Source organism: Pseudomonas knackmussii B13, assembly GCF_000689415.1.
GTDB classification, from domain to species: domain Bacteria; phylum Pseudomonadota; class Gammaproteobacteria; order Pseudomonadales; family Pseudomonadaceae; genus Pseudomonas; species Pseudomonas knackmussii.
On sequence record NZ_HG322950.1, the window covers coordinates 3,368,578 to 3,383,216 of the forward strand.

Genomic DNA, 14,639 nt, shown 5'->3' on the forward strand with positions numbered 1-14,639 from the left:
CCCTATCCCTAGACGGAGAGCGCCATGCAGGTTGTATCCATCATCTCGACCAAGGGCGGCGTCGGCAAAACGACCACCGCAGCCAACCTCGGCGGTCTTGCCGCCGACGCGGGCTTGCGCGTACTGCTGCTCGACCTCGACGTGCAGCCCACGTTGTCGTCCTATTACGAACTGGCCCACCGCGCGCCCGGTGGCATCTACGAGCTGCTGGCCTTCAACGAGCGCGATCTCGACCGGCTCGTGTCCCGCACGAGCATCGCGGGCCTGGACCTAGTGCTCTCCAACGACCACCGAGGCGAACTGAACACCTTGCTGCTGCATGCGCCGGACGGGCGCCTGCGGTTACGCCATCTGTTGCCGGTGCTGGCGCCTCTCTATGACCTGCTGTTGATCGACACCCAGGGCGCGCGCAGCGTCTTGCTGGAGATGGCCGTGCTCGCGTCCGATCTTGCGCTGTCGCCCGTGACCCCGGAAATCCTCGCGGCCCGCGAGTTGCGGCGCGGCACCATGCAGTTGCTGGAGGACATCGCGCCGTACCGACACCTCGGCATCGAACCGCCGCCGCTGCACCTGCTCATCAACCGCGTCCACCCCGTGTCCGCCAACGCGCGGCTGATCCAGCAGGCCCTGCGCGACCTGTTCCAGGAGCATGCTGGCATCCGTGTGCTGGCTACTGACGTGCCGGCTATCGAAGCCTATCCGCGCGCTGCGACCCGCGGCCTGCCGGTGCATCGCGTCGAGTACCGACAGCCACCGGGCAGAGTCGCGCCAGCCGCTCTCGACACCATGCGCGCCCTTGCCAGCGAGTTGTTCCCGCAATGGCAGGATCAATTGGCCTTCGTGTCCGGCCGCCAGCAGCGTCCTTCTGAGACTGGGAGGCAGCATGGCAAGCGCACATGAACTGGCCCGCGGCCACAAGCGGCTACGCGTCCTGATCGAATTTGCGATCAGCGAAGGCTGGCACGTCAAACGCACACCGGGTGGACACCTCAAGTTCACCAAGGTCGGCTGCGCCGCGATCTACACCAGCTCGACCGCGAGCGACCACCGGGCGACCCTCAACGCCCGCGCGCAGATCCGCCGTGCCGAGCGCCAGGCCCAAGCCCAGGCCGCGAGCGTAAAGGAATGCGGCCATGGCTGATATGAGGTCCCAGGACATGGCTGGCAAGCTGCTTGCCGCCGGGTTCGAACGTAGCGGTCCATCCGCCACCGCCTTGAGCGACCCGATTGTCGACACGCCGATGGTCGTGACGTTGGACCAGTTGCGTCCCTACGATCACGATCCACGCAAGAAGCGCAATTCCGCCTACGAGGAAATCAAGGCTTCCATCCGTGAACGCGGCCTGGATGCGGCGCCGGCCATCACGCGCCGTCCAGGCGAAGATCACTACATCATCCGCAACGGCGGCAACACGCGGCTGGCGATCCTGCGTGAACTCTGGTCGGAGACCAAGGACGAGCGATTCTTCCGCATATCGTGCTTGTTCCGCCCCTGGCCCGCACGTGGCGAGATCGTCGCATTGACCGGGCACCTTGCGGAGAACGAGCTACGCGGCGGCCTGACGTTCATCGAGCGAGCCCTCGGCGTCGAGAAAGCGCGTGAGTTCTACGAAGAGGAAAGCGGCACCACGCTGAGCCAGTCCGAACTGGCTCCCCCCCCCGCCCCCCAACAGCAGTCGCACATCAGCCGCATGGTCGATGCGGTCCGCTATCTGCTGCCCGCGATCCCGACCGTGCTCTATGGCGGATTGGGCCGCCACCAGGTCGAGCGGCTATCGGTCATGCGCAAGGCCTGTGAGCGCACCTGGGAGCAGTACGCCAAAGGCCGCTCTCTTCCTCTGGATTTCGACGGCTTCTTTCAGGAAGTGCTGTCGCAATTCGACACGCAGGCTGACGAGTTTTCGCCGCAGCGAGTGCAAGACGAGCTGATCGGCCAGATGTCCGAATTGCTGGGCATCGACTACGACGTCCTGGCGCTGGACCTGACCGAATCGGAGAGCCGTCACCGTGCGTTGGTCAGCGACCCGACGCCGCCATCGGCGCCGCCCGCATTGCCTGAGCCTGGGGCCATCGCGCGATCGCCGGTTGAATCAGCACCATCCACTATCACGCCTGCACCACGTCCAGGCCATGCAGCGGCCGCGCCTACGCGGCGCGAGGACGACACGGCCCCGAGGGAGGCCTCCGCGGCCAGCCCTACGGCAGGGGTCGGCGATTTGCTTCAGGAGCACATCATCTCCCCGGCACCAACGACGGAGCGGCTCCAGTCCATCCAGCGCATGGTCGCCGATCAGTTAGGCGACGCGCTACCGCCCGATTTCTCAGCCAACGTATTGCAGTCGATTCCAGTGCAGGCCGGTGGCCTCTATCCCATCTCGGACATCTGGTATATCGACCCTGGACTGGATACGCCCGATCGGCTACGCATCCACATCGCGCAGTTCGCGCGCGAGATCGCAGGCGAGGCCGAGCTGGACGAGTACGTCGCGGATCGTCCCGATGGCATCGGGTTCGCGTGCCGCGCCCAGGCACGGCCTTCGTCGCCCCTGGGACGCGCCGTGCTCGCGCTGCTGGTTTCTCTGGCCGGTCAGACGCCGGCCGACGTCGGCTTGGACAGCGGGCAAATCGTCACCGACCTGCCGGCACTGCTGCACGGCCAGGACGATGCGGCCTTGCGATTGAGCGACACCGCGCTGGTCAAGCTGTTCCGACTGCTGCGGTTGGCCCGACGCCTCCTGGACCTGGAAGCCGGCGCTGTCGGTTCTGGGACCTGAACGAGGGTTGCCAGCATGTCCGCACCGAACCCACTCAATCAGGCCGTCCTCGCCCAGGCGCTCTACGACCTGCGCAACGGCCAATTGCGTCGATGCAAGGCGATGGGGTTCGGGGAGGAAGAGTTGGATGCGCTCAAGCATCCAGCGCTCATCAGCGTATTGGCCAATGCCAACGTCTCCTGGTGCTCTGTCTCCGTGAACCGCGAAGTGCTCCGACGCTTGCTCAAGCAGGCGCAGGACGTGGAGAAGGAGATCGCCACCGTCGATCGCATGCTGCGCCTGGGCGCCAGTACGGAAATGGTGAGTCGCTTCTACGGGCTTACGCATCAGGAAGTCGCGCTACGACGCGAAGTTCTCGGTCTGCCCAAACGCAAGGGGCGCCATCCGGTTCTGGACGAGGAGCAGGACACGGAACTGTGGCGGCGCTGGAAGGCCGTGACCAGCAGCAGGAATGTCGATCTGGAGGACGAAACCTCGGTCCTTGATGCGGCAATGGACCTCGCCGAAGGCATGGAACTGCCGCTGTCGGTGGTCTGGGCTGCGATCAAAGGCTGGATCGATCAAGGATTGGGTTGAGTTATGGCCGTGGATGACTCAGCACCACGAGCATCACGCCATGGCCCCGTCGCCCTCGCTGATCTGTTCAACAGCGCGCTGAAAGACCTTGCGCCCAAACCCCGGGCGCCCGCATCCGCACCTGCATCTGCACCGTCGCCTGGGTCAACATCTGGTGACGGTTTCCTTTTCAGCGGCAATCGTCACGAGAGCGTGCCGCGGCGGCTCTTTCTCGACCGACGCCTGACACCGCTGGAGCGCAATGCGTGGCAAGTGTTTCGGATGATGCTCAACGAGGATGGCGTCACTGCGTTTCCGACATATGAGCAACTTCGGCCATGGCTCGCGTCAACACCCTGCGCTGGACAAGCCTCCCACGAGACCGTCGCACGCGCGCTGACGCTGTTGCGCCTGACACGCTGGTTGAGTCTCGTGCGGCGCAGACGCGACCCCAAGACCGGCCGTATTCTCGGCAACCTCTATGTTCTGCACGACGAGCCCTTGACTCCATTCGAGGCGATGCAGCTCGACGCAGACTACTTGCAGCTCGTCAGCCAGGCTCTGGGCCACTCGGCCAAGGCCGTTCAGGTCGTGGGTCTGCACACCCTCAAGGAGATCGCCGAAGACCCGTTGCTGTCCGGCCGCACGCTGCCCTCGCGGCTGCAGGTCCTTGCCGAACGCCTCGCCAGCCAGGGCATCGGGACGCAAGAGAGTTATCCACAGGAGGACATGGTTCACGATTCCGAAGAAGGGGCTCCAAGCCTTCTTCGGAATCCCGAGCACCCGTCTTCGGAATCCGAAGCAGGGCCGAAACCCGCGTCAGACGGCTCTCTTCGGAATCCGAAGCAGGACCGTACTGTACGTAGTAGTCGTATTAATGAAGTACGTACTACCGCGCGCGAGCGTGGGCAGGTGCGCGCGATGCAAGGTGTCCGCTTGCCTGATCGCTTCCTTGGTTTGAAAGAAGAGCAGCAGGCCGGGGCGATGGTGGCATTGCAGCAGGTCGATGTCCCGCTGCGTCAGGCCGTGCTGGACGAATGGGCCGATCGTTGTCGCGGCAACACCATCCGCAACCCGGCCGGCTACCTGTTCGGCATCATCCAGCGCGCCATCCGTGGCGAGTTCAACGCGTGGGCCAAGCAGGCTGGCGCGACAGCACCCCCCACCGCCGCGCGAGATGCGCCGTCTGAGGCACCACGCAATGTGGTTCCACCCGAGGTGGCCAAACAGCACATCGAACGGCTGCGTGACCTTCTGCGCAAGAGCTGATCGTTACGAGCGGCATGGTCATGAAGCAGACATCCGTGGCCGTCAGTAGAGCTATCCCCAGGGGATAGATGTAATGCAAGGCGTAACGCCGACAGGTACGGCCCGGTACTTTCGTCCACCGCACTGCGATGGCGCCGGTTTCAGGAGCGACGCTGACATTCGCGCGAACAGTGCTCCATGGCGTTTGATGGAGCTATCCCCTGGGGATAGCTCGTGCCTCGGGCTGGCACTGCCATGACAACCGGGGACTGATTCATTTCGGTTTGTTGACTGACTGCCTTCCGTTGCGTGTCGATCCTGACGGCTCCTTTTCCACAGCGGGCGGTCACCATGGCAACCAACGAACCTTTACAACTCAATCTCGGCTCCTTGCGCAGCGCGATGTCGCTGACGCTTCACACCCACCACGCCTCGCGCATCTGGCATGGGCGTGCCGCCGCTGAGGGGCGGCCGGGCATTGTCGGGCTCAACGGCTACATCGCCGTGATGAACAAGATGAAGCGCGGATCGGAGCAAGACGACCCGTACAGCGACTGGTGGATGTTGCGCATCGAGGAAAAGCTCGACCAGACCAAATCCACGCTGCAATCGCTGCGCGAGCAAGTTGACCAGGCGCTGGCCGGCGTACCCGCAGCATTGAGCCTGGGCGAAAACCTCAACGTGCAGCCGGTGAAGCTCCCCTTATTTGTGAACGCGCAGCTCGGCTTCGCGGCGGTCTATCTCCTGGCCGACTACGACGACATCGCCCGCAAGTTGATCCTCGCCCATCACACCGCGCTGATCGATCGCTCGACATTGGAGCGATGGCTCAACGAAGGCGCCCACGCGCTGCGCAGCCTGTTCAGTCTGGCGCAGCAGTACCGCTACTCGGGCTGCACCCGGGACGACTTCGCGGCCAAAAATGCCGCAGCACGGGCGGCGCTGGAGAAGTTCGGCGAACTGCCCCAGGAGGTGCTCGAAGGCACACGCCGTTCGAAGTTTGCGCCGCCCATCGCGCGCCGTGGCCTGCAACAGCGCAGCGATGGTTCTGCCGCAGCGCCTCCGTCCGGCGATGAAGCCATCACCGCCGAGCCATCCGAAACCGCAGCCGGTGAGGACGAACCGGCATGAGCGATCTGAACCAACCGATCCGCTACTTCCGGGGCCTGCAACAGGAAGCCTTCATGCGGCTGGAACACGCGGCCTCTCTAAAAGGCCTTTTAAAGCCTTTTAAAGGTAAAGGGGACTTCGAGGCCTGGGCCAGCCAGTGCTTCGCCATGCGCGACGAACTGATTGGCTTGGCGCAGCGACAGGTGCTGCAACAGGCAGTCGGGCATCCCTTCCACCTGCTACCCATCGAGCTGGCCCAGCAGACAACTGGCGCGGGAACGACGTTCCTTCGCTGGCGCAAGCACGACCGCTCGGCCATGGGCGTAGCCCTGTGGCAGGAGCTGATGGCGAGCACCAGCACGCCGGCCAACCTGCTGGCCGACCTGCACGCGATCGAGCTGCAGCGCATCACGTTGAACATGCAGATCAGCCTGCTGCACACCTTGGGCAGGCAGGCGCAGGAATGCGCCAGCAAAGCGGCCGAGGCAGACAACGCCTACCTGCGCCGGCTCACGTCCACCCCACCCGCAATGCGCGATCGGTGATTGCGCCAGCCATCCCAGCACGCGCCCGGCGCCGACGAGGCACGGGTATTTCAACCACCACGGAGATCACACCATGAGCACGCATTTTTCTGGCGAAGGCAACATCGGCTCGCCACCGGAGTACCGCGAATTCCCCAATGGCAACGACGAGCCCACCCGCCTGCTGCGCCTGAACGTCTATTTCGACAACCCCGTTCCCAAGAAGGATGGCACCTTTGAGGACCGTGGCGGCTTCTGGGCGCCGGTGGAAATCTGGCACCGCGACGCCGAGCACTGGCAGCGCCTCTACCAGAAGGGTATGCGGGTGCTGGTGATCGGCCGCATGGAGCGCGAGCCTTGGACGGACAACGAAGATCAGCCACGCGAGACCTGGCAAGTCAACGCGCGCAGCGTCGGCATTCTGCCGTACCGCATCGAGTCTGTGGTCCTCAGCCCGAAGCCACAGGAGGCAGAACCGAAGCCGCAGGCCGACCAGGAATCGACCGCGCCGAAAGAGACGAAGCGCAGGAAGTGACCCGGCACGGAGGGCGGCTGCCGCGGTGCTTAGCCGCCCTCCATGTGCCGCGAGCTATCCCCAGGGGATAGCTCCATCAACGTCCACTGACTTCCACGCGTACCCGCGAATCGCCGCTCCCGACCCGCATACCTCCGGCCACTCGCCATCCCCGCACAAGCCCTTCCATCCGTGAAAGCGGTCGCCGCCGCGTGCCGCTTGTTTGCTGCTGCTCCTGGTGGTGCTCGGCATGCTCGATCCCAGCAACTCCATGAACCACGGGAATCGGATGGACGGATATGCGGCTGTTCTTGTGCGAGAAGCCCTCCCAGGGCAAAGACATTGGCCGGATTCTCGGCGCCACGCAGCGCGGTGAAGGCTGTCTCAACGGTTCCGGCGTCACTGTCACCTGGTGCATCGGCCATCTCGTAGAAGCCGCTGCGCCCGAAGCCTACGACGAGCAGTTGAAGCGCTGGTCCATTGAGCAGTTGCCCATCATTCCCCAGAATTGGCGGGTCGAGGTCAAACCGAAGACCGCCACGCAATTCAAGGTCGTCAAGGCGCTTCTGGCGAAGGCGACCCAGCTTGTCATCGCCACCGATGCCGACCGCGAAGGCGAGTTGATCGCTCGCGAGATCATCGAACTGTGCGGCTACCGCGGCCCCATCGAGCGGCTATGGTTGTCGGCACTCAACGATGCGTCCATCCGCGCCGCACTGGGCAAGCTCAGGCCATCGGCCGAGACGCTGCCGATGTACTACTCGGCGCTGGCACGATCGCGGGCCGACTGGCTCGTGGGAATGAACCTCAGCCGCCTGTTCACCGTGCTCGGTCGACAAGCGGGCTACGACGGCGTGCTGTCGGTCGGCCGCGTGCAGACACCGACGCTCAAGCTCGTGGTGGACCGCGACCGCGAAATTGCGGCCTTCGTGTCCGTACCGTACTGGGCCATCGACGTGTCCCTGTCCGCAAGCGGCCAGTCTTTCACCGCGCAATGGGTTCCGCCCGATGCCTACACCGACGACACGGGCCGCTGCCTGCAGCAGCCGGTCGCACAGCGGGCCGCGCAGCAGATTCGCGGCGCGGGCAGCGCGCAGGTGGTGTCGGTCGAGACCGAGCGCGTGCGCGAAGGCCCGCCGCTGCTGTTCGACCTGGGCACCTTGCAGGAGGTTTGTTCCAAGCAACTTGGGCTGGACGTGCAGGAAACCCTGGAGATCGCCCAGGCCCTGTACGAGACGCACAAAGCCACGACGTACCCGCGCTCGGATTCCGGCTATCTGCCCGAAAGCATGTTCGCCGAGGTGTCCACGGTTCTCGACAGTCTGCTCAGGACCGATCCCTCGCTGCGCCCGATCATGGACCAGCTCGACCGCTCCCAGCGCTCGCGTGCATGGAATGACGGCAAGGTCACGGCGCACCACGGCATCATTCCGACGCTCGAACCAGCGAACCTCTCGGCCATGAGCGAGAAGGAGTTGGCGGTGTACCGGCTGATCCGGGCGCATTACCTCGCGCAGTTCCTCCCTCACCACGAGTTCGATCGCACCGTGGCGAACCTAGCCTGCGGCCAGCAGAAACTGGCGGCCACGGGCAAGCAGGTCGTGGTGAAGGGCTGGCCCCTGGTACTGACCGAGCCTCAGCCCGACGAGGACGGCGACGCTGCGGCGCGCAGCCAGGTGCTTCCCGCGCTGCGCGAGGGCTTGGCATGTCTGGTGGCCGACGTCGATCTGAAGGCGCTCAAGACGCTGCCACCCAGGCCGTACACGCAGGGCGAACTTGTCAAATCCATGAAGGGAGTCGCCAAGCTGGTGACGGACCCGCGCCTGAAGCAGAAGTTCAGGGACACGGTCGGCATCGGCACCGAAGCGACGCGAGCCAACATCATCAGCGGCCTGATCGCACGCGGCTATATCGTGAAGAAGGGGCGCGCCATCCGCGCATCCGATGCTGCTTTCACACTGATCGACGCCGTGCCCGCGGCGATCGCCGACCCTGGCACTACCGCTGTCTGGGAACAGGCGCTCGACATGATCGAAGCTGGACAGCTTACGCTGGACGTATTCATCGGAAAGCAGGCTGCATGGATTTCGCAGTTGATCGCGCAGTACAGCATCGCGTCCCTGTCCATCAAGGTTCCCCAAGGGCCGGCATGCCCGCAGTGCGGCGCACCCACGCGTCAGCGCAGCGGCAAGAGCGGCCCGTTTTGGTCGTGCAGTCGTTACCCCGACTGCAAAGGCACGCTGCCGGTCGAATCCGGCACGTCCAAGCGCGGTGCCTCGCGCCCGCACCGCAGCGGCCGCCAAGGTTCCTGACCCGACCCCGTTCCCCGTGAGCCGTGCCCGCCATCGGCGGCGTGGCCCTTGTCCCGCACGCCCTGCGGGACGCCCAGCGCGCAACGCCTTCTTGATCCGTGCGCGCGTCCCGCCTGGCCGCTCCGGCCACGGGACCTGAAGGTAGCTTCTCCGCGAACCGCATCCCGCGCGTTCTGCTGATCTGCATTTCTTCCGCCCACTGCGAAGGGTCTCCCGATGGCTTGTCGAACTGCACGAGCCACCCGGAGACCGTTCGTGGTCAGCGGTATTCGGTGCCGGTGCCCGCCGGCGCAAAAACGGGCTCCCTTTGTGCGCGGATGTGCGCCAGACGATGCCGGCCCCAGCCACGACATGGGCCGGGTGTGATTGCTGACAGCAGACGGTTTTAGCGACGACCGGGCCTGCCAATCAGCCCACGGGTGGTTCCTCTTTCCTCCCGAGCCGAAGGCCGCAGGGCCTTCGGCGCCTTTCTCCTGCCCATCAATGTCCCGGCCCCCCGCCCAACGGCCCTGGGCCACACGAACAGGAGACCCGACATGAACCCCCATCCTTGCCCCCCAACACACGGCAGGCCGCGCAACGCGCCGCTGCTCTACGGCAGCGTGTGCAGCGGCATCGAGGCCGTGAGCCTCGCCTGGCAACCCCTCGGCCTCGAAGCTGCGTGGTTCGCTGAGATCGAGCCGTTCCCGAGCGCCGTGCTCGCCCATCGTTACCCCCACGTGCCCAACCTGGGCGACATGACTGCGATCGCCCGCCAGGTGCGCGCCGGCACCGTGCCGGCGCCCGACATCCTGGTCGGCGGCACACCGTGCCAGTCGTTCAGCGTAGCCGGCGCGCGCCAGGGACTGAATGACCCGCGCGGCGCCTTGACCCTTGCCTATGTGGAGCTTGCAAATGCCATCGACCAAACCCGCCACCAAGACCGCCGCCCGTCGGCAACCCTCGTCTGGGAAAACGTCCCCGGCGTCCTCAACGACCGCAGCAATGCCTTCGGGCATTTCCTGGGCGCACTGGCCGGAGAAGGCTGTGCGCTCCAACCGCCAGGGGAAAAATGGGCGCACGCAGGTTGTGTGTCTGGACCCCGGCGCCGCATCGCCTGGCGCGTGCTCGACGCTCAATATTTCGGTGTCGCCCAACGCCGCAAGCGTGTGTTTCTTGTGGCAAGTGGTGGAGATGGCCTCGATCCCGTCGAAGTACTTTTTGAGCGCACAGGCCTGCTCGGGGATTCTTCTGCGGGCAGCGCGCCGTGGCAAGAAGCTGCCCGTGCTGCTGGATCGGGTGCTGAAGCAGCAGGCGGATACGCAGGACTGAAGCAGCCCTACGGCACGGTCACGATGACCTTCGGATTCAGTGGCGGCACCGGCCCCGTCGATGTGGCGGCATGTCTCATGGCCGCAGGCCCCAAGCACGACATCCGCACGGAGACGTTCATGGTGCAGTCGATCGCCGGCAGCATCGCCCACACCCTCGACACTGCCAACGGCGGCAAGGGCAGCAGCGAAGACGGTACGGGCAAGGGTGTGCCGATCATCGCTTTCACCGCGCAGGGCAGCGGCGCGGATGCCACGATGGATCGGGCTCCGACGCTGCGTGCAGGTGGGCACCGCAACAGCCATGCGAACGCCGGTGTCGTGCCCGCCATCGCCTTCGCGCAGAACAACCGCGGCGAAGTGCGTTTCGAGTCGGGCCATGGGCAGGTAGCTTGCACCGTCCTTTCCAACGGCAAGCCGGGCTATGGCGTGCCGATGGTGGCCTGCGTTGCCCTGCGGGGACGGCAGCAGGGTCTTACCGCGGAACTGGGCGGCGGCGTATCGGACGCACTGCGCACCAGCGGCGGCGGCGCTGACAAGCCCCATGTGCTGGCACCCGACTTCGAGGCGCATTTCCGTTACGACTGGAGCGAGCCCGGCCCCGGCGACTGGTCGCACTGGCGGGTGCGGCGGCTAATGCCCGTGGAATGCGAGCGGCTGCAAGGCATGCCCGACGACTACACGCTGATCCCGTACCGCGGCAAGCCCGCCGCGGATGCTCCGCGCTACAAGGCAATCGGCAATTCCATGGCGGTGCCGTGCGTTGCGTGGCTTGGCCAGCGGCTGGTGCAGTGCCTGCACAAGACGGGATCGACAGCTCCGGATTGATGCACGACGTCGCCAGCGGGCCACGCCATTCTTCCTCCTGCATTGCCGACGTGTCGGCAGCAGCCAGCAGCCGGGGTGTCCAGGCTGCCGTGGGTTCTACCCGCGCCACCCACCAGTTCGCCTCGGCATCTCACCGGCGAACGCTGCCCACCGGGGCATCGATGCCTCTTTTTTTCCAACCCACGGGATGGCCGCCACGTCCCGTCGGGGGCATGTCGCCACCCGGTCGATTTCAGGACTTCCCATGGATAACATCACCAAGCAAGACCGCATCACGCTGAAGAACCTCAAGGTGGCCGACTTCGCCAGCGAGGAAACGATGTGCTTCAGCGCCACCGTCGTGTTCGACGGCACTCCCATCGCCGAGGCCCGCAACGACGGCCACGGCGGCTCGACGTTCGTCCACGCGCTCAATGGCAAGGCGGCGCTGCTGGCGCAGGCCGAAGCCTTCGCCAAGGGCCTGCCGCCTGCACCGCTCGACCTCGGCCACGAGGGTGAAGACCCTCATTACATCGACATGACGCTCGACTTCCTGATCGATGAACTGGCCGATGCCATGCACGCCGAGCGCAAGGTGCGAGCCGCGTTCAACCGCGACATCGGCAACAAGGTGCTGTTCATCAAGGACGGCAAACTGCTGTTCATCAAGGGCATCAAGCTCAAGGCCATCGCCGACCGCAAAGCGTATTTCGCTTCGCTGCGCGCCCGACAGGCCCAACCCATCGTCATCCTCGCCGAGCTTCCGCCCGAGCAAGCATTTGACCTGTGGAAGCAGCATGTCCTGGGCGACAAGCCCGCCTGACCCAGCGCCGACGCCCCCTCCTGACAGCCCCGCACTCGATGCGGGGCTTCTTTTTTTCGGTGCCCATCAATCGGGGCTGGGCCGGATGCCGTTTTCCAACTGACGCAGCGCGGCCCGCGCACGAAGCTGCCCGCATGTTCGCTGATTCGTCAGCACATGCCAGCAGCCAGGGTTTCAGGCTGCCGCGGGTCTCTCCCGCGTTGCCCACCAGTCCGCATCGCATCAAGTCTGCGGACGCGCGTCCCCGTGACGTCGATGCTTTTTATCAACCGCGTGCGGGAGCTGCCATCCCGTGAGGGACGAGGCCCCGCTTTTCCAAGGAGCCCGTCCATGTCCCAGCAAGCCTCTTTCGGCCAACTGGCCCTGACCTACTGCGGCAAGTTTCTGCCGCTCGAAGTCCTGCAAAGCGCCGCCGGTCACTACATCGGCACGCGCGATACCGAAGGCCCCGTTTCGCGGGAATCCCGCGAGTACTTCCGCAGCTATGCCGCGGCTCAACGTGCCCTCGAAAGAGGCGGCTGGTCCCAGCTCGCCATTCCCTGATCCAACTGGAGGAATCACGTCATGAACCAGCTACTGCCGCGGGAAATCGTCGATCAGATCATGCGGGAAGAACAGCATTTCGCTGCCGCGCCCCAAGCCTTCTTCGAGGCCTGGAAGCGCGGTGTCGAGATCGCTGGCCCCGAATGGTTCGGTGACGGCACCCGTGAAGGTCTGAACCAGGCCAAGAGCAAGTGGGATCTGCGTCCCAACATGCTGCAGCTCAACGATGCCCTCGGCGTCCTGAGCAGCGGCGAACGCATGTTCCTGTCCGCCATGGTCAGCTTCTACAACGCGCGCGAGGGCGGTGCCATGCTCAAGCGCTGCCACTTCAACGGACTGTCGGACTTCGACGGTCTCGATCTGCAACGCCGCAAGGTCATCGCCGACCTGCTGGTGAACTACAACGGCTGGTGAGCCGGTCCCCGGCGCACCACTGCTTTTCGTTCCCCCCGAGAGGGACATGCGCCCACAAAGCCATGTTCCTCAATTTCTTCGCCATCGCCCAGCGCCAACGGCCTCGGGCTATTACTTGCGGATGCCACCGTCCGCATGGGCTGGCTCCGCTCACTTCTCGAAAGGAGCCACCATGGCAAACAACTACTACGAGGGCACGGGCGTTCTCATGCTTGATCGTGTTACCCCCGTCATCAAGGCGCTGTTCGGCGTCTTCGCATTGGATGAAAGCTATCCCGGCAACGGGCATGCCTACATCGCCAGGATCGCCGAGACCAATTATCCGCAATGGTCGAATGTGCTGGGCGGCCTGGAAGACCTCGCAGCGCAACTCGGCATACCCATGCCCGACGACGAAGGCTTGTCGATTCCTCCACTGCTCGAACTGCTGGCCGTGCACTTCGGAGCCGACCAGGATCAGGAACTGCAGAACCTGATCGAACAACACCAGTTCGAGGACAGCGCCGATCTGGAGGCCTTACTTCTGATCGCAACCTGCTTCGACGACGGCCATGACCTGACCGCCATCCAGTTCGAGGGCTGCTGGTATTGCAGCAAGCCAAGGCTGTTCGAGTTCGGCGGCAGCGGCTGCTACCTGAGCCGCGAGGTCCAGGTCTTCAGAACGTCCTCGCAGGCACTCCAACTCGGCGACCAACTGCGCAAAGCCATTAAGGCCAGCGACATCGAAGAGGCCTCGGCGTTGATCGCACTGGAGGCCGCCAATCTGCTCGCGGGCATCAACGACGAGCATTTCCGCCTGAATGTGCGCCATCGCATCGCCGAACGGCTGGCCCAGACGCCAACGATCAGTGCCGACTGACGCATTTTCTCTTTTCAACCCACCGGGTCCAATTCCCGGTGGCGGGGATTGGCTCCATTATTCAATCTGGAGAAATCCCATGTCCCAAAATCCCAATCCCTTTGTCCGCGGCTACTGGAATCTGAAAATCGTCCGCACGCTGTCCATCAGCTACGAGGACGGAAGCCCGCATGTGTGGCGAGCCATCCACGTGAGCCAACAGCACCTCTCCGATGAGGAACTGGTTTCTTCCCCCTGCATCGTCACCAGCGAGTTCGCGGTGGTCAGGAATGGCACTGAACCTGTCAGCGCCGAACTGATGGCCGAATGCAATGCTGTTGAAGGCGTCAGCGGCGAAGGCGTAGTTGGTGCCGTGGTCTATGCCATTCATGGCGACGACTTCGACGGCCGCCCGATCCACGTCGGTGACACTTATTCGGCCGAAGCCGCGCGAGACGTGGTGCAGCGGTTGAGTTTCGAGACCGGCTATTACAGCCGATGCTGGGAAATCAGCAGCGCGCACATCAGCCGGAAAACCGGCCAGTACCTCGCCAACCTGGCAGACCTCGCCACGCCGGAGGCCTTTCTGTTCATCGCCTTCCGGGTTCCGTACAGCCCGGCGATCGGCGTCAAGCTGATTTCCACGCCCTGGACGGACCAGAACCTGGAGCATGCCGAGGGCATCGGCGCGGAGCAGCTTCGACAAGAGCACCGGAACAAGGGCATGCCGGACGACCTGGCGAACATCCTTGAACTGGCTGGCCAGGCCGATGTGCGCATTCTCATCCTCGACGCTGATGCGCCCGCGCTACTGGGCTTGCCGCTGGCCGAGTCCTAGCAGTCGCGCCACGCACCATTCTTCCTCTT

The 14,639-nt window shown here is 64.5% G+C and carries 15 protein-coding genes; all 15 read left to right on the forward strand.

Annotated elements, in window-relative coordinates:
* The first annotated feature begins 24 nt into the window (after positions 1-24).
* A complete protein-coding gene (locus PKB_RS15640) occupies positions 25-900 on the forward strand; it encodes a ParA family protein (RefSeq protein WP_011489277.1) in 876 nt (291 codons plus the stop codon).
* On the forward strand, positions 884-1,141 hold the full coding sequence (locus PKB_RS15645; RefSeq protein ID WP_003460282.1) for a hypothetical protein: 258 nt from the start codon (positions 884-886) through the stop codon (positions 1,139-1,141). The genes PKB_RS15640 and PKB_RS15645 overlap by 17 nt, the downstream gene beginning before the upstream one ends.
* A complete protein-coding gene (locus PKB_RS15650) occupies positions 1,134-2,774 on the forward strand; it encodes a ParB family protein (protein WP_043253123.1) in 1,641 nt (546 codons plus the stop codon). The genes PKB_RS15645 and PKB_RS15650 overlap by 8 nt, the downstream gene beginning before the upstream one ends.
* A 15-nt stretch (positions 2,775-2,789) precedes the next feature.
* A complete protein-coding gene (locus PKB_RS15655) occupies positions 2,790-3,350 on the forward strand; it encodes a DUF2857 domain-containing protein (RefSeq protein WP_011489279.1) in 561 nt (186 codons plus the stop codon).
* A gap of 3 nt (positions 3,351-3,353) precedes the next feature.
* The gene (locus PKB_RS15660; protein ID WP_011489280.1) at positions 3,354-4,598 is read left to right on the forward strand and encodes an STY4528 family pathogenicity island replication protein; all 1,245 of its coding nucleotides are present in this window, start codon (positions 3,354-3,356) and stop codon (positions 4,596-4,598) included.
* A 330-nt stretch (positions 4,599-4,928) separates the two neighbouring features.
* On the forward strand, positions 4,929-5,708 hold the full coding sequence (locus tag PKB_RS15665; RefSeq protein WP_011489281.1) for a PFL_4669 family integrating conjugative element protein: 780 nt from the start codon (positions 4,929-4,931) through the stop codon (positions 5,706-5,708).
* Positions 5,705-6,232: a DUF3158 family protein gene (locus tag PKB_RS15670; protein WP_003460292.1), complete on the forward strand. Its 528-nt coding sequence runs from the start codon at positions 5,705-5,707 to the stop codon at positions 6,230-6,232. Before PKB_RS15665 ends, PKB_RS15670 begins: the two co-directional genes overlap by 4 nt.
* 73 nt (positions 6,233-6,305) lie before the next feature.
* Positions 6,306-6,746 carry a single-stranded DNA-binding protein gene (locus PKB_RS15675; RefSeq protein WP_011489282.1) on the forward strand — a complete coding sequence of 147 codons (441 nt, stop codon included), beginning with the start codon at positions 6,306-6,308 and terminating at the stop codon, positions 6,744-6,746.
* A gap of 278 nt (positions 6,747-7,024) precedes the next feature.
* Complete coding sequence (locus PKB_RS15680) at positions 7,025-9,037, forward strand: DNA topoisomerase III (protein ID WP_011489283.1); 2,013 nt, start codon at positions 7,025-7,027, stop codon at positions 9,035-9,037.
* Positions 9,038-9,573: 536 nt separating this feature from the next.
* Entirely contained in the window at positions 9,574-11,175 is a 1,602-nt protein-coding gene (locus PKB_RS15685) for a DNA cytosine methyltransferase (RefSeq protein WP_011489284.1), read from the forward strand.
* A 244-nt stretch (positions 11,176-11,419) separates the two neighbouring features.
* Positions 11,420-11,977 (forward strand): hypothetical protein, encoded by a 558-nt coding sequence (locus PKB_RS15690; RefSeq protein ID WP_011489285.1) that lies wholly within the window; start codon positions 11,420-11,422, stop codon positions 11,975-11,977.
* Between the two features lie 330 nt (positions 11,978-12,307).
* Positions 12,308-12,520 (forward strand): hypothetical protein, encoded by a 213-nt coding sequence (locus tag PKB_RS15695; protein WP_003290186.1) that lies wholly within the window; start codon positions 12,308-12,310, stop codon positions 12,518-12,520.
* A 21-nt stretch (positions 12,521-12,541) separates the two neighbouring features.
* Positions 12,542-12,934, forward strand: coding sequence for a hypothetical protein (locus PKB_RS15700; RefSeq protein ID WP_011489287.1), 393 nt, complete (start codon positions 12,542-12,544; stop codon positions 12,932-12,934).
* A gap of 172 nt (positions 12,935-13,106) precedes the next feature.
* A complete protein-coding gene (locus PKB_RS15705; protein WP_011489288.1) occupies positions 13,107-13,793 on the forward strand; it encodes a hypothetical protein in 687 nt (228 codons plus the stop codon).
* A gap of 79 nt (positions 13,794-13,872) precedes the next feature.
* Positions 13,873-14,610, forward strand: coding sequence for a DUF5983 family protein (locus PKB_RS15710; protein ID WP_011489289.1), 738 nt, complete (start codon positions 13,873-13,875; stop codon positions 14,608-14,610).
* The last annotated feature ends 29 nt before the right edge of the window (positions 14,611-14,639 follow it).